Annotated in this window: 16 protein-coding genes and 1 tRNA gene; 6 read left to right on the top strand and 11 right to left on the bottom strand. The window is 71.8% G+C overall.

Features of this window, described 5'->3' with window-relative positions:
* Window positions 1-189: 189 nt before the first annotated feature.
* On the bottom strand, window positions 190-1,761 hold the full coding sequence (locus ACY3FI_RS04420; protein ID WP_462549540.1) for an NACHT domain-containing protein: 1,572 nt from the start codon (window positions 1,759-1,761) through the stop codon (window positions 190-192).
* Window positions 1,737-3,143 carry an ABC transporter ATP-binding protein gene (locus ACY3FI_RS04415; protein ID WP_462549539.1) on the bottom strand — a complete coding sequence of 469 codons (1,407 nt, stop codon included), beginning with the start codon at window positions 3,141-3,143 and terminating at the stop codon, window positions 1,737-1,739. The genes ACY3FI_RS04420 and ACY3FI_RS04415 overlap by 25 nt, the downstream gene beginning before the upstream one ends.
* Before the next feature lie 301 nt (window positions 3,144-3,444).
* Here ACY3FI_RS04415 and ACY3FI_RS04410 point away from each other — a divergent pair, with 301 nt between their 5' ends.
* The 4 genes from ACY3FI_RS04410 to ACY3FI_RS04395 all read left to right on the top strand — a co-directional run bounded on the left by ACY3FI_RS04410 (window position 3,445) and on the right by ACY3FI_RS04395 (window position 6,189).
* On the top strand, window positions 3,445-4,140 hold the full coding sequence (locus tag ACY3FI_RS04410) for a phosphocholine cytidylyltransferase family protein (protein ID WP_462549538.1): 696 nt from the start codon (window positions 3,445-3,447) through the stop codon (window positions 4,138-4,140).
* A gap of 44 nt (window positions 4,141-4,184) precedes the next feature.
* A complete protein-coding gene (locus ACY3FI_RS04405; RefSeq protein WP_462549537.1) occupies window positions 4,185-5,009 on the top strand; it encodes an ABC transporter permease in 825 nt (274 codons plus the stop codon).
* Window positions 5,009-5,779, top strand: a complete 771-nt coding sequence (locus ACY3FI_RS04400) for an ABC transporter ATP-binding protein (protein ID WP_462549536.1) — start codon at window positions 5,009-5,011, stop codon at window positions 5,777-5,779. Before ACY3FI_RS04405 ends, ACY3FI_RS04400 begins: the two co-directional genes overlap by 1 nt.
* A 110-nt stretch (window positions 5,780-5,889) precedes the next feature.
* Entirely contained in the window at window positions 5,890-6,189 is a 300-nt protein-coding gene (locus ACY3FI_RS04395; RefSeq protein ID WP_462549535.1) for a hypothetical protein, read from the top strand.
* A gap of 6 nt (window positions 6,190-6,195) precedes the next feature.
* Here the strand turns inward: ACY3FI_RS04395 and ACY3FI_RS04390 are convergent, their stop codons facing one another.
* The 5 genes from ACY3FI_RS04390 to ACY3FI_RS04370 form a co-directional block, all read right to left on the bottom strand.
* Window positions 6,196-7,443, bottom strand: coding sequence for a CDP-glycerol glycerophosphotransferase family protein (locus ACY3FI_RS04390; protein WP_462549534.1), 1,248 nt, complete (start codon window positions 7,441-7,443; stop codon window positions 6,196-6,198).
* A gap of 47 nt (window positions 7,444-7,490) precedes the next feature.
* Window positions 7,491-8,399, bottom strand: coding sequence for a glycosyltransferase family 2 protein (locus ACY3FI_RS04385; protein WP_462549533.1), 909 nt, complete (start codon window positions 8,397-8,399; stop codon window positions 7,491-7,493).
* Entirely contained in the window at window positions 8,396-9,214 is an 819-nt protein-coding gene (locus ACY3FI_RS04380) for a CDP-alcohol phosphatidyltransferase family protein (protein ID WP_462549532.1), read from the bottom strand. Before ACY3FI_RS04380 ends, ACY3FI_RS04385 begins: the two co-directional genes overlap by 4 nt.
* A gap of 7 nt (window positions 9,215-9,221) precedes the next feature.
* The gene (locus ACY3FI_RS04375) at window positions 9,222-10,265 is read right to left on the bottom strand and encodes a glycosyltransferase family 2 protein (protein ID WP_462549531.1); all 1,044 of its coding nucleotides are present in this window, start codon (window positions 10,263-10,265) and stop codon (window positions 9,222-9,224) included.
* Window positions 10,266-10,432: 167 nt separating this feature from the next.
* Entirely contained in the window at window positions 10,433-12,439 is a 2,007-nt protein-coding gene (locus tag ACY3FI_RS04370) for a S1C family serine protease (protein ID WP_462549530.1), read from the bottom strand.
* A gap of 190 nt (window positions 12,440-12,629) precedes the next feature.
* Between ACY3FI_RS04370 and ACY3FI_RS04365 the strand changes: the two genes are divergently transcribed.
* Window positions 12,630-13,832 (top strand): aminotransferase class I/II-fold pyridoxal phosphate-dependent enzyme, encoded by a 1,203-nt coding sequence (locus ACY3FI_RS04365; RefSeq protein WP_462549529.1) that lies wholly within the window; start codon window positions 12,630-12,632, stop codon window positions 13,830-13,832.
* 547 nt (window positions 13,833-14,379) lie between these two features.
* Here ACY3FI_RS04365 and ACY3FI_RS04360 read toward each other — a convergent pair.
* From ACY3FI_RS04360 to ACY3FI_RS04345, 4 genes are all read right to left on the bottom strand, one after another.
* Window positions 14,380-15,195, bottom strand: coding sequence for a carbon-nitrogen hydrolase family protein (locus ACY3FI_RS04360; protein WP_462549528.1), 816 nt, complete (start codon window positions 15,193-15,195; stop codon window positions 14,380-14,382).
* A 150-nt stretch (window positions 15,196-15,345) separates the two neighbouring features.
* Window positions 15,346-15,422 (bottom strand) — tRNA-Met (locus ACY3FI_RS04355).
* Window positions 15,423-15,485: 63 nt separating this feature from the next.
* The gene (locus ACY3FI_RS04350; protein WP_462549527.1) at window positions 15,486-18,476 is read right to left on the bottom strand and encodes a UPF0182 family membrane protein; all 2,991 of its coding nucleotides are present in this window, start codon (window positions 18,474-18,476) and stop codon (window positions 15,486-15,488) included.
* Between the two features lie 254 nt (window positions 18,477-18,730).
* Complete coding sequence (locus ACY3FI_RS04345; RefSeq protein WP_462549526.1) at window positions 18,731-19,840, bottom strand: YlbL family protein; 1,110 nt, start codon at window positions 19,838-19,840, stop codon at window positions 18,731-18,733.
* A 117-nt stretch (window positions 19,841-19,957) separates the two neighbouring features.
* Between ACY3FI_RS04345 and ACY3FI_RS04340 the strand changes: the two genes are divergently transcribed.
* The gene (locus ACY3FI_RS04340) at window positions 19,958-21,343 is read left to right on the top strand and encodes a zinc-dependent metalloprotease (RefSeq protein WP_462549525.1); all 1,386 of its coding nucleotides are present in this window, start codon (window positions 19,958-19,960) and stop codon (window positions 21,341-21,343) included.
* Window positions 21,344-21,826: the final 483 nt, after the last annotated feature.

The following is a 21,826-nucleotide window of genomic DNA, read 5'->3' as shown; positions in this document are numbered from 1 at the left end:
CCGCCGGCGCGCCCCGGCGGGTGGTCGCGTCCACGGCGTCGGGGACGCGAGCCGCGTGGCGGCGGCGACCGACGCCGCCGGGTCTGCCCGTCGGGAACGCGGGCCGTGTCACGGGCGTGCGCCGTGCCTCCCGGCCGCGCGGTCGACGACCTGGCCGACGTGGCGGGCGCGCGCCGTGCCTCCCGGCCGTCAGTTCCGCTGCGCCGCGGCCAGCAGGTCCGGCCCGTGCCGGTCGAAGAGGCGGCCACCGGCGGCGACGCCGACGGCGAGCACCACGAACCCGACCAGCACCCCGACGACCAGCGTCGTCACGCCCCACGACCCGGATCGGCCGTCGAGCGCGAGCACGGCGAGCCACGCCGCGGGGACGGTGCACACCAGGATCCCGACGACCATCGTCGTCTGCGCGACCGCTGCGGTCGTGCCGGCGGCCTGCGGCTGCTGGAACGGGTGGTCGCCAGGCCGGACCGTCGGGTACGGCAGGGTGACGGACACCACGCTGGACAGGCCGAGCCCGGCGAGGAGCGCGCTCGCGCACACCCCGATCAGCACCGGGAACGCGACCCAGTCGCCGAACAGCCGCGCGGACACGGCCGCGCCGGCGACGATCGCCGGTAGCCCCACCGCAAGCAGGGGCACGACGCGACCGAGGCGGTCGCTCCAGCCCGGAGCGCCGGACGCGACGTGCAGCCACACCGCGGTGTTGTCGTACGAGACGTCGTTGTGCGGCAGGAAGCCCGCGATGAGCGCCATCAGCGGCAGCGGGACGAGCGCGGTCCAGTGCCACGGGACGCCCGCGACGCCGAGCGGCAGCACCACGAGCGGCACGAACACGATGACGAGGTAGGACGTGCGGTAGCGGGGGTCGCGCACCCAGTAGGTGAGCGCACGTGCGGCGACCGCGGCGACCGGGGTCGAACCGAGCCGGTCGAACCAGCCCAGACCCCGGTACCGGCGGGTCGAGGTCCGGCCGTCGACGGTCTCGAGCGCGCGACCGACGAGGGCCCACCAGGCCCAACCGAGCAGGGCGACGACGGCGACGGCGACGAGCAGCTTCACGACGCCCTCGCCGGTGTGCCCGACCGCGACGTCCGCGGGGACGGCCCAGGCGGCGCCCCACGGCGTCCACCCGGCCACGTCCGCGACGCGCTGCAGTTCGGCGCCGGCGGGGTCGATCCAGTCCGCACGGAGCAGCAGCGAGACGGCGGGGATCGCGAGCACGACGATGACCAGCGCGACGAGCCAGCCGGCGTCACGCGAACGGTGGGGTCCGATCAGGGACGCACCGAGGGCGCTGCCGACCCGGACGAGCAGCGCGCAGGTCGCGACGGCGAGGAGCGCGGACACGACCGCGAGCACGCCGACGCCCGCCGAGCGGGTCCACGTGGCGACGTGCCCCACGGCGACGATCGCCACCGCGAGGACCGGCACCCCGACGAGCCCGGCGACACCGAGCCCGACGGCGAGGTCGCGTCGTCCGATGCCGAACACCGTGAAGCGGCGCGGGTCGAACTGGTCGCTGCGACCGACGACCAGCGGGACGACCGTGAACGCGAACGTCACGAGGGCACCGACCGGGACGACGACCGATCGCGCCACCGAGGGGCTGTCGCCCCGGAGGTCGACGAAGTGGGCGGCGACGGACACCGCCGCGACCAGGCCCACGAGGCTGCCGAGCACGACGAGGACGGACCGGCGGGCGCCGCCGCGGACCTCCCCCGCGAGCAGGTCGGCCCTCAGCCGGAGAAGCTGTGCAACCATTCCATGCTCTCTGCCACGACGCGGCCGCCCGCGAGCTCGACGAACTTGTCCTCGAGGCTCTTGCGCCCACGGACCTGCGCCATCGTGCCGGAGGCGAGGACCTTGCCGCCGACGATGATCGCGACCGAGTCGCACGTGCGCTGCACGAGCTCCATGGAGTGGCTGGAGAGCACGACGGTCCCGCCGCCGTTCGTGTAGCGGCGCAGGATGTCGGTGATCGTCGCGGCGCTGACCGGGTCGACCGACTCGAACGGCTCGTCGAGGACGAGCACCCGCGGCGAGTGGATCAGCGTCGCGGCGAGCGCGATCTTCTTCGCCATGCCGACCGAGTAGTCCGCCACCTGCCGGCCGAGCGCGTCGCCGAGACCGAAGGCCTCTGCCAGGTCGGCGCTGCGGGCGCGGGCGGTGGTGCCGTCGAGCCCGCGGAGCGTCGCGGAGTAGTAGAGGAGCTGTGCGCCGGTGAGCCGGTCGAACAGACGGAGGCGGTCTGGCAGGACCCCGAGGCTGCGCTTCGCGGCGGTCGGGTCGGCCCACACGTCGTGGTCGAGCACCGTGACCGAGCCGGCGTCCGGACGGAGCAGGCCGGTGACCATCGAGAGCGTGGTGGTCTTGCCCGCGCCGTTCGGGCCGACGACGCCGAAGATCGAGCCCTGGCGGATCTCGAGGTCGACCTCGTCGACGGCGAGGGTCTGGCCGTAGCGCTTCACGAGCCCGCTGGCTCGGAGCACGACGGGCTGCTGGGGTGCGGGGGCCACGGGCGTCGAACGCTTCGTGGCGGGGCGCTTCTTGGACGCCTTCGTGCTGCCGGCGTCGGGCGCGGTGGCGACGGCGGCGGAGGCTGCGGCGGCGGGCCTGGTGGAGTCGGTCACGTCGTCGACGGCCGTCGCGGCGGCGGGCGCCGTGGCCGGGTCGGCGTCCGACACGGGCACGGTGGTCGCGTCGGTGTCGGTCGCGGGGGCCTCCGGCCGTCCGGGAGGCGCGGTGCGGGTCGTCCCCGCCGCCTGCGCCGGGCGCGTGGCCCGTCCCTTCCCGCCACGCCCCTTGCCGGGGCGTGCCTTGCCCGTCGGCCGAGCGGTGCTCCGGCCGGCCGGCTGTGCCGCGGCGGCGGGCGCTGCGGCCCCGCTCACGGCATCGGCGTCGCGCGTGCCGGCGGCGTTCGTCTCGACGTCCGTCGTGTCGGCGCCGTCCGTGTCGGTGCGGAACGCTCCGGCGTCGATCGTGTCGGTGTCCGCGGCGATGGCCTCGTCGGTCACCGGCCCACCACTGGAGCCTTCCGGCGCATCCTCGTCCCCCTGGTCGTCGGTGTCCGTGTCGTCCGCCTCGGTCAGCCAGGCGGCATCGGACGTGGCGTACACGTCCTCGTCATCTGCTGCAGCGGCCACGGCCCCACCGTACCAACGCTCCGTGGACAGCGGGACCGGCCGCCGCGACAGTGTCACGAATTGAGCACGAAGGCCGCCAGCCCGTAGGCCGACGGCGGCTCGTTCCGTATGATTCACCAGGGCACGACGGAGTGTTCACCACTTGGAAACCTGCTCCGACCGGGTTCCGTGCGAGGTCCCCCTGGCTGCGAATCACCCCAGGGAACGGCGATCTCCCGGACAATCCGGACCATCCCGGCGCAGACTCGACGAGGCCCGCCCGTGCCCTCAGGCGCGCGGGCGGACACCGGAAGGGACCAGCATGACCACGCAGATCGTCATCCTCGCAGCGGGGATGGGCAGCCGCCTCGGGCGGAGCCTGCCGAAGCCGCTCACCGAACTGAGCGACGGCCGCACCATCATGCAGCAGCAGTTCGACAACATCCGCGCCGCGTTCGGCTCGAGCGCCCGTGTGACGATCGTCGTCGGGTACAAGTCCGAGTACATCGTCGAGGCGTTCCCCGAGGCGAACTTCGTCTACAACGAGTCCTACGACTCGACCAACACCTCGAAGAGCCTCCTCCGTGCCCTCAAGGCGACGGGCAAGGGCGGCGTCCTCTGGATGAACGGCGACGTGGTCTTCGACCCGCGGGCCCTGGTGCGTGCCGCCGACATGATGGACGAGGACCGCTCGTTCGTCAGCGTCAACACCGAGAAGGTCTCCGACGAAGAGGTCAAGTACACGGTCGACGCCGAGGGCTTCATCCACGAGCTGTCCAAGCGTGTCGTCGGTGGTCTCGGCGAGGCCGTCGGCATCAACTACGTGTCCTCGGCCGACAAGCAGGCGCTCATCCGCCAGCTCGGCCGCGTCGACGACCAGGAGTACTTCGAGGGCGGCATCGAGGCTGCCATCGCCGAGGACGGGCTACGCTGGAGCCCGATCGACATCTCGGACATGTACGCCGTCGAGATCGACTTCGCCGAGGACCTCGAGCGAGCGAACGACCTGTTCGCCTGAACCTCCGTCAGGACCCCCTCGGCGGTTCCGCCCGAAGGGAAACCGTGACCACAGCGAGTGCGCCGACCGTGTCCGTGGCTGCCGCCCCCGCGGCGATCCGGAGCAACGGTCGGCGCTATCGTCATGCCCTCTGGCTGCTGACGGTGCGCGACCTCCGGGTCCGCTATTCCACCTCGGCGCTCGGGTACGTCTGGTCGATCCTCGACCCGCTCGTGATGTCGGCGATCTACTGGTTCGTCTTCACGCAGGTGTTCCACCGCGGCACGGTCGGCGAGGCGCCGTACATCGTGTTCCTGCTCTCGGCACTGCTGCCGTGGATGTGGTTCACCGGGGCGGTGTCCGACTCCACCCGGGCGTTCATCAAGGAGTCGAAGCTCATCCGCTCGACGACCATCCCGCGCAGCATCTGGGTGGCCCGGGTGAACGCGTCGAAGGGCATCGAGTTCCTGCTGAGCCTGCCGGTCCTCGCGATCTTCGTCCTCGCCACCGGCGCCCACCTGCACTGGCAGGTCGTGCTCTACCCGCTGGCCATCGTGCTGCAGTGCGCGCTCGTCTACGGCCTCGGGCTCATCGTGGCGCCGCTCGTGGTCTTCTTCCGTGACCTCGAGCGCGCGGTGAAGCTCGTGCTGCGCTTCCTCTTCTACGCGTCGCCGATCATCTACGGCACACAGGCGCTCCCCGACCGGCTGCACGACCTGGCGGCGCTGAACCCGCTGAGCGGCATCTTCGGCATCTACCGCTCGGCGTTCTTCCCGCGGCAGCTCGACTGGTTCGAGGTCGGGGTGTCGGTCGTCGTCACGGCGGTGGTGCTCGCCGTCGGCGTGGTCGTCTTCCGTCGCAGCGAGCACCGGGTCCTCAAGGAGCTGTGATGACCGCCACCGACCAGACCACCGCCCGCACGACCGTCGCCCCGGTGATCTCCGTACGCGACGCCGGCATCCGGTTCAAGCGGAACCGCCGGGCGAGCCGGAGCTTCAAGGACCTCTTCGCCGGGCGTGCCCGCCGCAAGCGCGGGGACGAGTTCTGGGCGCTCCGGAACGTCTCCTTCGACGTCCGCCCGGGCGAGGCGATCGGCGTCGTCGGACGGAACGGTCAGGGCAAGTCGACGCTGCTCAAGCTCGTGGCCCAGGTGATGCTCCCCGACGAGGGCCGCGTGCACGTCGGCGCCGGTGTGGCACCGCTCATCGAGATCACCGGCGGCTTCGTGGGTGACCTGTCGGTGCGCGACAACGTGTACCTCACCGCGGGGCTGCACGGCATGACGAAGACCGAGATCCGCGACGCCTTCGACGAGATCATCGACTTCGCCGAGATCGCGGACTTCGTGGACACGCCCTACAAGCACCTGTCGAGCGGCATGAAGGTCCGCATCGCGTTCGCGGTCATCTCGCGCCTCGACGAGCCGGTCATCCTGGTGGACGAGGTGCTCGCGGTCGGCGACAAGGCGTTCCGCGAGAAGTGCTACAAGCGGATCGAGGAGCTCCTCGACGGGGGCCGCACGCTGTTCTTCGTCTCGCACAGCGACAAGGACCTGCGGCGCTTCTGCACGCGCGGCCTGTACCTCGACAAGGGCCGCCTGCAGTTCGACGGCGGCATCGAGGAAGCACTGCAGCGGTACGCCGCCGACACCGCGGCCTGACGGGGCACTCCTCCCCCACAACCGCTCGCCACCGACCGCCCTCCACAGGACATGTCGCCACCGGCGGGATCCGGGCCCGCACGTCGGACCCTCCCCCTACCGTCGCCCCCATGCACCACAGCACACCGGCATACGCAGTCCCGTTCACCATCGACCGTTCCCAGGCCCCGCGACGCTACGACCTGGTGAACACCGGCGACGAACCCGTCGACGGCCTCACCCTCACGCACCTCGGCTCGGGGTACTGCCCGCCGCTCGCGGTGCACCGGCTCGAGCCCGGGCGCGGGCTCTCCATCGCCGTGTTCGGCGCCGACCCCGAGGAGACCGGCGTCGTCGTCGTGCGCTGGCGCCGTCCGGACCGCTCGGAGTACCTCTGGCGGATGTCCCTCGTCCCCGAGCGCCACGGCTGACCGCGGTCAGTCCCGCGCGGCCTCGCCCTCGCCGCGGGCCGCCGCGACCTCGTGCCAGCGTGCGACCAGCCGTTCGACGGCGGCGTGCAGGCGCGCGGTCGCGGCCCCCGGCGTGGTGTCTCCGAAGTACCGCTCGACCCAGTGCTGCAGCTTCGCCAGCTCCTCGGCGTCGTGTGCGGCGGCGTCGACCCGCGCGAGCACGTCCGGTGCGTCCGCGGCACGCAGCCAGTTGGCGTCGCTCAGGTACCCGCGCTCGTCGACGTCGGCCTCGGGGCTGACCGGGCGCGTCACGACGAGTGGCTTCCCGACCGCCAGCCGGTCGTAGATCATGGCGCTGATGTCCGTGATCGCGACGTCCGCGTCCGCCAGCTGCCACCCGAGCGTCGGCCCGTCGTCGTACACGTGGTGGGCGCTCGGGTCGGCGGCGTTCGCGCTCGCGATCGCCTGCACGATCCGTTCGTGCGCGGCCTTGTACCCGGGGTCGAGCACACCGCTGCGGGGGTGCGGCCGGTACACCAGACGGTGCGCCGGCGACGCGAGCACCCGCTCGGCGATCGTCGTGCCGTGGCTGACGATCGATCCGTACGCCGCCGCGGCGCGGTCGCCCTCCCATGTCGGCGCGTAGAGCACCACGGTGCGCTCGTCGGCCGGGTACGGCGCTGCCCCGGCGAAGTGGTCGGCCTGCGGCCGGCCGATCGCGATGGTGCGAGCGTCGAGGTCGTAGTCCCACAGGGCGTCGGCCAGCCGGTCACGAGCCGCGTCCCCCGCGATCAGGGCGTAGTCGTACGCCTTGAACTGGTTCGTGGTCATGTACATCTTGTCGCTCTCGCCGTGGTTGACGAAGACGTGCCACATGCGCCCGTACCGCATCATCTGGAAGTTGCGGGCGTTCTGGTTGACGTAGAAGACGACCTTGGGCGCCTGCTCCTCGACGAAGCGCTCGAGGTCGACGACCTGGCGGGCGTACACGACCGGCACGGGCGACTCGTCGAGCAGGGTGAGCATGGTGCCCGGGCTGCGCGAGACAATCGCCACCGGGTGGGTCCGGGCGAGTTCGGCGAGCGGGGCGTACCACTGGCGTACCTGGTACATGTTCACGGGACCGTCGGCGAAGTACACCGCCACCTCGGTGCTGCCGGGTGCGGGCACGGGCGCCGAGGGCAGCCGTCGGGCGAGATCTCGCCGACTCCGGCGCGAGGCGAGCAGGCGCGTCGCGAGCCGCACGGCGGTCCGGGCGTCGCTGATGATCCGCATGGTGAGGCTCCTGGTGTGACGGGGTGGTGCGGGGAACGCTGGTGCGGTCAGACGACCGGGGGCCGCCCGGCCAGGGTCATGCGCCCGATGGTCAACCACCCCATCGTGCGCGTCGGCCCCGGGTCGGTGGTCCAGCCCTCGCGGACGCCCGCGAACCAGGTCGCGAGCTGCCGCGGGTGGCGGGCCCAGCGCAGGGTCTGGATCGCGGCCCACGACCCCACGTAGAGCGGGCGGAGCACGGCCGGCAGGTTCCGGCGCGCGAGCCAGACCCGGTTCCGTGCGTTCAGGCGGACGTACTCGGTGTGCCGTGCCGGATCGATCGCCGGGTGGTGTGCGACGAGGTCCCCGGCGTACCAGGTCCGGCGCCCGGCGTCCCAGACCCGCCAGGCGAGCTCGATGCCCTCGTGCGCGTAGAAGTACTCGGCTCCCCAGCCACCGACGGCACGGTAGACGTCCATCGGCAGCACGACGGAGCCCTCCCACACCGAGAACACCGGCGACGAGTCCTCCGGCGATCCCTTGCGGATGCGGGGCACCCAGCGTCGGGGGTTCGCGACGCCGGTCGGGTCCACCACCCGCGGCTGGACGAGCCCGAGGGACGGGTCGCGTTCGAACAGGCCGACCACATCGCGCAGGAAGGTCGGCGACGGCACCGAGGCGTCGTCGTCGAGGAAGAACACGTAGTCGCCGTCGACGACCTCGGCGCCCGCGTTGCGACCGGCGGGGATCCCGAGGTTCTCCGGCAGGGCGAGCGCCCGGACCCCGTCGGGCAGCCCGGTCGGCTCCCAGCCGTTGCCGACGCAGACGACGTCGAGCTCGACGTCCTGCTGCGCGAGCACGCTGTCGAGCCCACGGCGCAGGTCGTCCGGCCGGGTGCCCTGGGTCAGGCTCACCACGGCGATGCGGGGGCGCTCCCGGTGCCGCACCGCGTTCCGGCGGAGGGTGCCCGAGGTCATGCGCGGACCCGCTTCGACGCCATGATCGCCAGGAAGTGCCCGGCCGTCGCCAGCACCGCGAGCGGCAGGAGCGCCCCGACGAGGATCCGGTCGGCGAGCGGGTGGCCGATCACGAGGGCGAGCAGCGCGAACACGAACGCCAGGATGCTCAGCTCGACCGAGTGGTACAGGCGGTGGAACGGCAGGAAGCGCGCGGCACGACGCAGCGTCGCGAGACGCCGACCGGACGGAGCCGTCCCAGCGTCACGACGGTCGACGAGCTTCTCGAGCCCGGCGTTCGCCCGTGCCACGTGCACCATGTCGTTGAGCGCCTTGTTGAGCACGATCACCAGGCCGAGCGCGCAGCCGATCGTCGTCCACATCCAGTCCGCACCGTGGATCGGCCACGTCGCCGCACGGACGCCGAGCGCGACCGGGATCAGGCCCTCGGTCGTGTAGTGCCCGACCTTGTCGAGGAACACCCCGGCCGGCGAGCGGGTGCCACGCCAGCGGGCGACCTCGCCGTCACAGCAGTCGACGAGCATCTGGAGCTGCCCGAGCACGAGCGCGAGCGCCGCGCCCCAGATCCCCGGGATCAGCAGCGCCGCGGCCACGCTCCAGCCGACGAGGATCATCAGGCCGGTCACCTGGTTCGCGGTCACCCGGGTCTTCAGCAGCACCCAGGTCAGGTACGGGGACACGTCCCGCAGGTACAGCGAGGCGGTCCAGTGCTCGGCGTTCGCCCGCGAGCGGACCTCGTCCGGCTGGGCGACCGCGCGGAGCTCCGCGATCGAGGTGGGGCGTGCGTCCCCGTGGCCCGTGGCGTGGTCGGTCAAGATCCGGTCACCGTCCCGTGTGCGTGGTCAGGTCGGACGTCCGGGTGAGGAATCCGATGATGAAGCCGAGCCCCCAGCCGACGTGGATGCAGGGCAGCACCACGAGCAACCAGAGGAGCGTCGGCAGTCCCGAGCGGCGGGCGACGGCGACCGCGCCGAGGACGACGAAGAGCACGTACACCGCGGGGACGACGAACCCGAGCAGCGCCCAGGCCACCGGGCTGCCGAGCACGGCACCGACGACCCCGACGAGGCCGGCGACGATGCCGACCGCCATCGCGGCGACCATGGCGGGCGGCACGAAGTACCGCAGGCCGTTGTTCGCGGGGAAGCGCCGGGCGAGCTCGCCGCGCCACAGCCCCGTCGCGACGAACTGCCGCACCAGGCGCTTGAGGCTCGGCCGCGGACGGTACGTCACGACCAGCTCGGGCGTGAACCACACCGTGCCGCCGGTCTGCCGCAGGCGCTTGTTCAGCTCCCAGTCCTGGCCCCGCTTGATGCCCTCGTCGAACAGGCCGACCGCGAACAGCCGGTCACGCCGGAACACCCCGAGGTAGGCCGTCTCCGCCGGACCGGCCTGGCCGCCGACGTGGTGCGGCGTGCCGCCCAACCCGACACGGCTGCCGTACGCCAGCGCCACGGCACGCTCGAACGGCGTCCGCCCCTCGGCGTGCATGATGCCGCCGACGTTGTCGGCCCCCGACTCCTGCAGCACGCGGACCGCGATCCGCGTGTAGTCGGCCGGCAGCACCGAGTGCGCGTCGACGCGCACCACGATCGGGTGCACGGACGCCCGGATGGCGACGTTCAGCCCGGCGGGCGTCGAGCCGACCGGGTTGTCGATCGCCCGGATCCGCGGGTCGGCCGCGCTCATCTCCGCGACGAGCTCGTTCGTGCCGTCGATCGACGGACCGAGCGCGAGGATCACCTCGAACGGCCCGGCGTAGTCCTGGGACAGGAGGCTCTGGACCGCGGCGCGCACCTCGGTGACCTCGTTCAGGACGGGCATCACGTACGAGACGCCCGGCAAGGGCTGTCCGTCTGTCTGCATGCGTCCCTCGGGTCCTTCTGGCGGTGCGCGGGACGCACCGCAGGCGGTGCCGCCCCGCAGAGCGACCATGAGCCTATCAAGGCCGCCTCGCGTCGACGACGTGACCCCGCAATGACGGGAGGCGCGGTGCCAGCCGGCACCGCGCCTCCAGACCGTGGGCCGTCGCGTCAGCCCTTGCTGTCGTACGTCCCGAGGGTCACGTCCGCCTCGCGGGTCTCGCCGCCGCGGAGGTACGTGATGGTCGTCTTCGCGCCGCCCGCGAAGTAGCGGACCTGCGCCGTCAGGTCGGTGGCGTCCGAGACGGTCGCCGACCCGATCTTCGTGACCACGTCGCCCTTCTGCAGGCCGGCCTTCGCCGCCGCGCCGCCGGACGAGACCGACTTGATGAGCGCGCCCATCTGGGTGGCGCGGGCGTCCTCTGCCGCGTCGCCCACCGTCGCACCGAGCAGACCGTGGGTCGCGGACCCGTTGTCCTTGATCTCGTTCGCGACGCGCCGGACCAGGTTCGCCGGGATCGAGAAGCCGACGCCGATGCTGCCGGACTGCGAGTCCGACGACGACGAGCTGCCCGCGCTCGCGATGGCGACGTTGATGCCGATCAGCTTGCCCTTCGAGTCGAGCAGCGCACCGCCCGAGTTGCCCGGGTTGATCGACGCGTCGGTCTGGATGACCGGCAGGGAGACGGTGCTGCTCGTGCCCGAGCTGCTGCCGTTGTCGCCGTTGCCCCAGAAGTCGAACGGGCCGCCGTTGCCGTTGCCGCCCTCGTTCGAGTCGCCGCCCTCGGTCGGGGCGCTCGAGGTCACCTGGATGCTGCGGTTCAGCGTCGACACGATGCCGTCGGTCACCGTGTTCGACAGACCGAGCGGCGCACCGATCGCGACCGCCGTGTCTCCGACGTTGAGCTTCGAGGAGTCGGCGAAGGTGATCGGCTTCAGGTCGGTCGCGTCGATCTTGATCACCGCGAGGTCGACCGTCGGGTCCGTGCCGATGAGCTTGGCCGGGTAGATCTTGCCGTCCGAGGTCGTCACCGTGATCGTGCCGTTCGAGCTGTCGCCGTCGAGGGTGACCACGTGCGTGTTCGTGACGATGTAGCCGTCCTTGCTGAACACCACGCCCGAGCCGGTGCCGGCCTCGCTGCTCGCGGAGACGTTGATCGTCACCACGGAGGGCGTCGCCTGCGCGGCCACGGCGGTCACGACGGTGGCGCTGTCGTAGTCGTTGACCGTGAGGTTGCCGCCGTTCTGGCTGCTCGATCCGATGACGGTGCTGCCGCCGCCGTCCTGGGAGGAGCTGACGGCGTACCCGGCACCGCCGCCGACGAGGCCGGCGAGCACGAGGCCGGCGACGATCGGGAGGACGAGCCGGCCGCGGCCGTCCTTGGTGCGGGTGGTGGTGCCGGCGCGGTCGTGGCTGCCGGTGCCGTCGTGGCCCGCTGCGCCGCCGGCTGCTGCACCGGCGGCTGCGCCGGTGGCCGTGCTGCCGAAGTAGTGGCCGTTGCGCTGGTTCGTGCCGTCGACGTCGCCGAAGGAGCTCGCGGAGGCCGGTGCCTGCGAGGAGGACGGGGCGCTGCCGTACGTGGACTGGCCGTACTGGGACTGGCTCTGGCCGTACTGGCCCTGTCCGTACTGGGACTGGCCCTGGCCGTACTGGCTCGGCTGGCCGTACTGGGACTGGGACTGGGACTGGCCGTACTGGCTCTGGCCGTACTGGCCCTGGCCGTACTGGCTGGGCTGGCCGTACTGGGACTGGCCCTGGCCGTACTGGCTGGGCTGGCCGTACTGGGACTGGCCCTGGCCGTACTGGCTCGCCTGGCCGTACTGGCCCTGACCGTGCTGGCTCGTCTGCGCGTCGTTCTGCGCGTACTCGCCGTAGCGCGGGCGGTCCGCGGACTGCTGCTCGGCCTGGCCGTACGGGGTGGTGTGCTGCCCGTAGCCACCGTCGGTGGTGGGGTACGGCGCGGTGTACTGGCTCGTCGGCTGCGACGACCCGGACGAGATGACGTCGGTGTCGTCCGACGGAGCCGGCTGGATGACGTCGGTGTGGTCGGCTCGGTCGTCGGTGGGAGCTGCGTCCACGTGCTCGGTCTCGTGCCGCGACGCGTCGTCCGATCCCGTGGGAACGGCCGTGTCCTCGGGACGCTTGTCGTCCTGCCCGTTGGGCGTGGTGTCGGTCATGTCGGACGTGCTCCTTTCAAGCTCCTGCAGTCTGTCGCACCCACCTGGGCGGTGCTCCTGACCGGGCTGCGAGCGACCTATGGCGATCTTATGCGTGGCCTGTGGACGCTCTCCCTGGTGACGCCGCCCTGCCCGCTAGGTTGGGAGGACCGACGGCGGTCTCCCGTCGCCATCGGGTGGAGGGAAGCACATGCGTCAGTCCGGACCCTGGTTGCGCGCCGCCGAGGGAGCCATGCTCCTGGGGAGCGACGGCGTCCCCGCCCCGACCGTCTTCGCCGAGATGAGCGCCCTCGCCGCGGCGACCGGCGCGATCAACCTCGGTCAGGGCTTCCCGGACGCGGACGGCCCCGCCGAGGTGCTCGACGCCGCCGTCGCCGCGATCCGCGCGGGCGTCAACCAGTACCCGCCGGGGCGTGGGTTCCCGGACCTCCGCACCGCGATCAGCGAGCACCAGGCGCACTGGTACGGGCTCGAGGTCGACCCCGACCGCGAGGTCCTCGTCACCGCGGGCGCGACCGAGGCCCTCGCCGCCACCCTGCTCGCGCTCGTCGAGCCCGGTGACGAGGTGGTCACCTTCGAGCCGTTCTACGACGCGTACGGCGCACTGATCCGGCTCGCGGGCGGCACGCACGTGACCGTCCCGCTGACCGCGCCGGACTTCCTGCCGGACGAGCAGGCCCTCCGCGCGGCCTTCTCCGACCGCACCCGGGTCGTCCTCGTGAACACGCCGCACAACCCGACCGGGCGGGTGCTCCCCCGCGAGGTCCTGTCCACCGTCGTCGAGCTCGCTGCGCGGTACGACGCGGTGATCCTGACCGACGAGGTCTACGAGCACCTGACGTTCACCACCCCGCACGTCCCGATCGCCACGGTGCCGGGGGCTGCCGAGCGCACCGTCACCGTGTCGAGCGCTGGCAAGACCTTCAGCACCACGGGTTGGAAGATCGGCTGGCTCACCGCTCCGCCTGCGCTCGTCGACGCGATCACGACCGTGAAGCAGTACCTGACCTTCGTCAACGGCGCACCGTTCCAGCCCGCGGTCGCCACCGGACTGCGCCTCCCCGACGACGTCTTCACCGGCATCGCGGCCGAGCTGTCCGCGAAGCACGACCTGCTGGCCGCCGGACTCCGTGCGGCGGGCTTCGACGTGCTGCGCCCCGACGGTGGCTACTTCGTGCTGGCCGATGCCGCTCCGCTGGGCTACCGGGACGCCCGCGAGCTCTGCCTCCGTCTGCCCGAGCTCGCCGGGGTGGTGGGCGTCCCGGTGTCGGCGTTCGTCCGGCCCGACCATGCCGACGGGTACCGCTCGCTCATCCGGTTCGCCTTCTGCAAGCGCCGGAGCGTGCTCGAGGACGCCGCCACCCGGCTCGCTGCCCTCACGCCCTCGAACTGACCCGGGCGTTCCTGCCGGCTGACGGCCGCTCTGCCGTCGCTGGCCCTTCCGTGCTGCCCGCCGCCCTCCCGCGAGCGGGCGGAACGTGCTGACCGCGCGCTCCTGCCCTGCCGATTCCGCCCGCCCGATGGTGCGGCGTCCCACGGGAACGCGAACGGGCCAAGTCGGCTCACGGACCGCCTCGCTCCCCGCGGGATGCGCCCGCTCGCCCATGGCGGCCTCACCCGCAACACGAACGGGCGGAAGTCGCACGCCGGCCACATCGTCCACTGCCGGATCCGCCCGCTCGCCCGTGGCGGACTCACCCGCAGCGCGAACGGGCGGAAGTCGCACGCAGGCCACCTCGTCCGCTGCCGGATCCGCCCGCTCGATGGGGCGCGGACGAGAGAGCGCGCGAGCGGGCGGAAACGGAGCACCGCAGGAACGCGGCCGCGCAGGAACAGCCCGCTCGGATGAGCCCAACCGGACGTCCGCGCCCGAGACGTGCGACCACGCGGACGAGGGAGCGCGCGCGAGCCGCCCGGCCCGACGGCGGTGCCGGAACCGCTCAGCCGCGCGGGACCACGTCGTAGCGCCGCAGGGTGAGGGACGGGTTCGTCGCCCGCACGGCCCGGGTCACGCCGGTGTCCACCGTGACGACGAGCATCCCCGGAGCGGCACCGGCAGCCGCGACCGCGACACCCGAGGGGTCGAGCACGACCGAACCCCCGATGCCGACCGGCGGCGTCTGCCCGACCCCGACGACCCACACGGTGTTCTCGATGGCCCGGGCGGTGAGCAGCGTCCGCCAGTGGTGTTCCTTGCCCGGACCCCGCACCCACTCGGCCGGCACCACGACGACGTCCGCGCCACCGTGCTCCGGGGCGGCGAGTCGTCGGGTCACCTCGGGGAAGCGCAGGTCGTAGCAGGTCTCCAGCCCGATCCGGAGTCCGTCGAGCTCGAACACCGCGGTCTGCTCGGGGTCGCCTGCCTCGATGCGGTCGGACTCCTTCGCGCCGAACGCGTCGTAGAGGTGCACCTTCCGGTACGTCTGGGCGATGGACCCGTCCGGTCGGACGGCGACGAGGGTGTTCCGGAACCGACCGGCGTCCTCGGCGGTCTCGGCCACGCCGACCACGAGCGCGATGCCGACGGTCCGGGCGATGTCGCGGAGCCCCGAGACGAAGGGCCCGTCGAGGGGCTCGGCGGCTGCCACGAAGCGGTCGTCGATGTCGGCGGAGAAGTAGGACGTGTACTCCGGTGTCACGAGCAGGTCCGCCCCGCGCGCGGCTGCCTCCTCGGCGGCGGCGCGGACGGTCCCGAGGTTCGCCGTGGGGTCGTCGACGGGGGCGAACTGCGCGGCGGCGATCGTGAGGGTGCCCATCCGGCGAGCGTACCCGGGGCCGAGTTCCGCGCCCAGCGACAGTGCACGTGCTCGGAGCCCCGCGAAGTGTCGCTCAGCGCGAGACTCGGGGCAGCCACAAGCAACGACGAAGGCCCCGATCCGAATGGACCGGGGCCTTCATGTGACGCTTGGTTGCGGGGGCAGGATTTGAACCTACGACCTCTGGGTTATGAGCCCAGCGAGCTACCGAACTGCTCCACCCCGCGGCACGTTGAATAGCCTACACAGCTCCGTGGCGGGGCACAAATCGTGTGCCCCGCCACGGCGTGTCAGTTCCCGCCCTCGGCCTGCGTCGCGGCCTCGATGGCGTCCTGCAGGCGCTGGTCGGCCTCGGCAGCAGCGACCAGGTCGTTCTTGGCGTAGGCGTCCTGGCGGTCCTGCAGCGCCTGCTTGGCGTCGTTCAGGGCCTGCTGCAGCGCGGCGTTGTCGACAGTGCCCGAGCCGGAACCCGCCGAACCCGAGCCGGAGCCGGAGCCGGTCGAGCCGGAGCCTGAACCCGTCGAGCCGGACGACCCCGAACCGGACCCGGCGTCCGCGCCGGAGTTCGATCCCGAACCCGAACCGGCAGCGCCGGAGTCACCCGCGGACGCACCCGAGTTGCCGCCGAACAGGCTGTCGAGCGCCTGGTCGAGCGTGTCCTCGAACGCGATCTTGTCGCCGAAGGCCACGAGCACCTTCTGGAGCAGCGGGTAGGAACCGCTCGAGGTGGACTGCACGTAGACCGGCTGGACGTAGAGGAAGCCGCCGCCGACCGGCAGGGTCAGCAGGTTGCCCTGCTTCACCGTCGAGTTGCCCCGCTTCAGGATGTTCAACTCCTGGGACACCGTGGTGTCGGAGTTGAACAGGTTCTGCACCTGCGCCGGGCCCGGGATGTTGTCCGTCTTCGGCATGGTCAGCAGCGTGAGCTTGCCGTAGCCGGACCCCTTCTTGCCCTTGCCGGCGCCGCCCGCATCCGAGTCCACGGCGAGGTAGCCGGTGAGCACGTTGCGGTTGTTCGCCCCGGCGGACTGCTGCGGGATGTACGTCGTGTACAGCGTGTACGCGGTCCCCTGCCCCGGCACCTTCATGGTCAGGTAGTACGGGTCCTGCAGGTTCGCCCGGTTCGTCGTCGTCTGCGTCCCGAGGGCCGTCGTCGTGGTGGAGGCGTCCGTCGTGGTGTCCGAGTCGTTCGTGCCCGACGTCGGCTCCTGCGGGGTGTTCCACGCGTCGTCGCCCGAGTAGAACGAGTTCGCGTTCGTGACGTGGTACGTGCCGAGGATCGACCGCTGCACCTTGAACAGGTCGGTCGGGTACCGGACGTGGTCGAGCAGTTCCGCGCTCATCTTCGACACGGGCTGCATCGCGCTCGGGAAGATCTTCTGCCAGGTCTTCAGCACCGGGTCCTTCGTGTCCCAGGCGTAGAGCGTGACCTTGCCGGTGTAGGCGTCGACCGTGGCCTTCACCGAGTTCCGGATGTAGTTCACCTGGTCGGTGCGGTAGGCCGAGGTCTCCGCACCGGCGATGCTGTCCGACAGGCTCTGGCTCTGCGAGTACGGGTAGGCGTCGCTCGTCGTGTAGCCGTCCACGATCCACTGGATGCGGTGGTCGACGATCGCCGGGTAGGCGTCGCTGTCGAGCGTCAGGAACGGTGCGACGTTCTTCACGCGGGTGATCGGGTCGCGGTCGTAGAGGATCTGCGAGTCCTTGTTCACGGCGTTCGACAGCAGGATCTGCTCCGACTGGAACTTCGCCGCGTAGACGAGCCGGTTGAAGAAGTTGCCGAGGCTCGGCCCGCCGTTGCCCGCGTACGTCGTCGTGGCGTTGCCGCCGTTGTCGTCGTCGGAGCCGGACGGGTAGTCGAGCTCGATGTCCTTCGAGCCCTCAGGAGCGCCGACGATCGAGTACGCCGGCGAGGTCTCACCGAAGTACACCCGCTGCTGGAAGTCGCCGAGGGCGCCGTTCGACGGGATCCCCGACTCGAGGAACACCGGCTTGCCGTCGCTCGCGCGCTGGTTGCCGTACGCCGCCGTGACGCCGTAGCCGTGCGTGTAGACGAACGCCCGGTTGTACTGGGTGTTCGCGGCGTTGCTCAGGCCCTCGAGGTCGATGTCGCGGACCGCGATGACGGTGTCCTCGGTCTGGCCCTTCACGTCGTACCGGTCGACGTCCAGCTCCTTCGGGAACTGGTAGTACTGCCGGTACTGCTGCAGCTGGCTGAACGTGTCGGACACGATCTTCGGGTCGATCAGGCGGATGTTCGCCGTGGTCTGCGCGTCCTGCGCCAGTGCGCCGGAGTTCGCCTCGGTCGTGGCGTCGTAGCCCCGCTCCTGCACGCCGGAGACGCCGTACGCGTCCCGCGTCGCCTTGATGTTCCGCTCGATGTACGCGGACTCGTAGGACCGCTCGGACGGCTTGACCTGCAGGCGCTGCACGACCCAGGGGTAGACGCCGCCGATGACGATCGCCGCGACGAGCAGCAGCCCGGTGCCGACGATCGAGATGCGCCAGCGACCGATGACCGCGGTGACGATGAAGAGCAGGGCCACGATGGCGGCGATGCCGGCCATGATCTCGCGGCCGGGGATGACGGCGTTCACCTCGGTGTACTGGGCACCGGTGATGAGCGAGTTCGACTTCGTCAGTGCGGCGTACTGGTCGAGCCAGAGGCTGACGGCCTGCAGCGCGATGTAGACGGCGGCCGTGACCGCGAGCTGGACGCGCGCGGCCTTGGAGATCCGGACCTCGCGCCCCCCGAAGCGGATCGCGCCGTACAGGTACGAGGCCGCGAGCGCCGCGAGCCCGGCGATGAGCACGACCGCCGAGGAGTAGGCGACGATCGAGCGCCAGAACGGCAGCTCGAAGACGTAGAACCCGATGTCGAGGCCGAACTGCGGGTCGGTCTTGCCGAACGGCGTCCGGTTGAAGTACTCGAGCACCATGCTCCAGCGCCCCGCGGTCGACAGGCCCGCGAAGATGCCGAGCACGACCGGGATGCCGATCATCACGGCACGACGGAGCGGTTCGATGACCTGCTGGTAGCGGTCGAGCTGCGAGTTCAGCTTCGCGTAGACCGGCCGGAAGCGGAACGCGAGCGCGATGCTCACGTAGACCGCGACCGCCATGCCGAGGAACCCGGCGAGGAACATCAGCGTCCCCGCGACCCACCGGGTGGTCAGGACCTGCTGGAACCCGAGCTGGGCGAACCAGGCGTAGTCCGTGTACAGGCTCGCGAAGATGAAGAAGGCGATCACCAGCGCGGCCAGCACGATGATCGTGACCACGATCGGGACCCGCGGCGAGCGCCGCCCAGAGGAGGAAGGGCCCGAGGTGGACGAGGTTGTCGTCACTTGATGTGCTCCAGACGTGTCGAACCGGCGGGCCCGGCACGGCGGGCCGTCAGTGCACCGATCCTATTGGTCCGGACCGACAGCGAAACTGTACGGGGACTCAGGAAGGCGCCCCGCGCCTCCAGTCCGGACGGACGGGAGGCGCGGATCGCGACGTGCGCGCACGTCACCACTGCTGCGCTGCGGGTCTACGACCCGCAGCGCGCGAGCTTCGCGGTGCTCTTCCCGGAGGCGATGGTCTGCAGGTCGGTGACGGCCTGGTCGAGCGTGGCCACCTTGTACACGTCGAGACCGTCCGGCACGTGACCGACGACCTCGTCGCAGTTGTCGGCGGGTGCGAGGAAGACGGTCGCGCCGGCGTCCTTCGCCCCGTACAGCTTCTGCCGGATGCCGCCGATCGGGCCGACCTCTCCGTCGGCGGTGATGGTGCCGGTACCGGCGACGTGTTTGCCGCCGTTGAGCTTGCCGGGCGTGATCTCGTCGATGATCCCGAGCGCGAACATCATGCCGGCGGAGGGGCCGCCGACGTCCTGCAGCGTGATCTTCACCTGGAACGGGAAGTCGTACTGCTCGGTGACCCCGACGCCGATGAGTGCGGTCCCCTGCTGCTCGCGCGGCGTGACCGCCACCGACGTCGACTTGCCGTCGCGCTCGACGGTGACCTCCGCGGGCCCCTCGGTGCCGTGCTTCGCGACCGCCTCGCGGAGGGTGGTGGCGTCGGCGTTCGTGGTGAGCGAGGTGCCGTCGAACGCCGTGATGACGTCGCCCTCGCGGATCACGCCGTCGGCGGCCGAACCGTCCTGCACCGTGCCGACCACGAGCCGGGTCGGCAGGTCGTAGCCCTGGTGGATGAGCGCGGCGGCCACGGCGGACTGCTGCGAGGCCTGCATGTCCGCCTGGTCCTGCTGCTGCACCTGGTCGGTCGTCGTGCCCTCCGGGTAGATCGCCGAGACCGGGACCACCGCCTGGGACTTCGTGAAGAGGGCGCGGATGACGCTCGTCCAGGACGGCCGGTTCGAGGCGTCGCCCTGGATCCCGACCGTGAGCATGTCGAGCGCGCCGGACGTCGGGTAGGTCGGGTGTCCGTCGACCTGGATGAGCTCCACGGCCTTCGCGTCCTTGCCCGTCCCCTGCTCCTGGGTGCCGATCGTGTTGTACACCGGACCGGGCACCTCGATGAGGTACGGGCTCGGCAGGAAGCTCGCCAGCAGCCCGAGGACCACGGCGCCGATCACGAACGCCCACCCCACGGTGCGGGAGCGCGGACGGCGACGGGGCGCGGGGGCGAAGAGGGTCACGGGCGTCCTTCCAGAGCGGGTGCCCTTGCGGGCTGTTCGCCCTCGGCGCAGCGGTTCGGGCGTTCCCACGGGGGCGTCCCAGGTGCGGCTCCGTGAGCAGCGATTAGCGTAGTCGGCATGCCTGATGAACCGCAGCCGGGGCCGGACGACGACTTCCAGGAGATGCTCCGCAAGCTCCTCTCCGGCGAGGGGCAGATCGACCCGTCGCAGCTCGCCGGTGCCGCCGGCCTGCCGAACGACCCGGCCTTCGTCGCGAACCTGATGAGCCAGCTCCAGCGGGCGGCGCAGTCCGGCGGGGACGGCATCGACTTCTCCGTCGCGACCGAACGCGCCACCGCGATCGCCCGCGACGGCGGCCACCCGGTGGACCCGGCCACCGCGCAGGCGAGCGACCAGGCGTTCCAGGTCGCCGCGCTCTGGCTCGACGAGGCCACGAGCGTCCCCGAGCTCACCGCGACGCCGAGCCTGTTCACCCGCGAGCAGTGGGCGGCGGCCACCACCCCGGTGTGGGCGCAGATCGCCGAGCCGGTGGCGCTGAGCATCTCGAACGCCCTGACCGAGGCCATCGAGCAGCGGGCGCCGGAGCAGCTCAAGGCGATGCTCGGCGACGTGTCGAAGGCGATGCGCGGCGTCGGCGGGGCGCTCTTCGCGATCCAGCTCGGCCAGGTGGTCGGGCAGCTCGCGAAGGAGGTCGTGTCCGGCGGTGACGTCGGCGTCCCGCTCCTCGACGAGCAGGTCGCCGCACTCGTGCCGCAGAACGTGGCGGAGTTCGCCGACGGCCTCGACGTGCCCGAGGACGAGGTCCGCATCTACCTGGCGGTCCGCGAGCTCGCGCACGCCCGGCTCTTCCGCTCGGCGCGCTGGCTCCGACTGCACATCATCTCGTCCATCACCGACTACGCCCGCGGCATCCACATCCCGTTCGACCGGGTCGAGGAGCTGGCGTCGGAGATCGACCCCACGAACCAGGAGCAGCTCCGCGACGCGCTGGCGTCCGGTGCCCTCATCCCGCCGCGCACCGCCGAACAGGAGGCAGCGCTCGCTCGGCTCGAGACGATGCTCGCGCTGGTCGAGGGCTGGGTCGACACCGTCACCGCCGCCGCGACCGTGCGGCTCCCCCGCTCGGGCGCGATCGCCGAGATGGTCCGTCGTCGCCGTGCCGCCGGCGGTCCCGCGGAGTCGGCGTTCGCGACGCTCGTCGGCCTCGAACTGCGGCCCCGCCGGCTGCGCGAGGCGGCGGCGATGTGGCAGCACCTCACCGACGAGCTCGGTGCCGAGGAGCGCGATGCCCTCTGGTCGCACTTCGACGCGGTACCGACGTCCGAGGACATCGACGCCCCCGAGGCCTTCGTGCTCCGGCTCCGCAACCCGGGCCGCAGCGCCCAGGACGACGAGTTCGACAAGGCCCTGCAGGACCTGCTCGACGACAGCACCGGCGACCGTCCGCGCGAGGACGAGACCGGGCACGTCGAGGAGCCCGGCGACGACGAGCCGCGTCCGTAGTTCTCCACAGATCCTCCGCCCGCGCCCCGACACCGACCGGCCCTCGGTCAGCGTTGGGGCATGGGCATCCGCATCGATCCGTCGCTCGAGTTCGTCTGGCGCGACCCGGCGACCGTGCAGCTCGGCGTCGACCCGCCGCGCGCGGTGGTCGCGGTGCCGACGACCGCCGAGGAGCGCTTCCTCTCCGCGCTCCGTCGCGAGACCTCCCGCGAGGCACTCGGCGGGCTCGCTGCGGCCTGCGGGTGTCCGCCAACCGTGGCGGCCCGGGTGCTCGGTGCGGCGTCCCCCGCGGTCGTCGACGTCCTGCCCGAGCCCCTCGCCCGCGTCGAGGTGCACGGCCGCGGCGCGCTGGCCGACTCCGTCGCCGATCTCCTCTCCGGCGAGGGCGTGACGGTCGCGCGGACCACCGCCCGCCCGGGCGGTCCCGTGGTGCTCCCGGTCCCGGACCCGCGGCTCGCGGTCGTGGTGGCCGACCACGTCGTC

The sequence above is a fragment of the Curtobacterium sp. RM9 genome, assembly GCF_054956955.1.
This window is presented reverse-complemented; position numbering and strand designations above follow the sequence as displayed.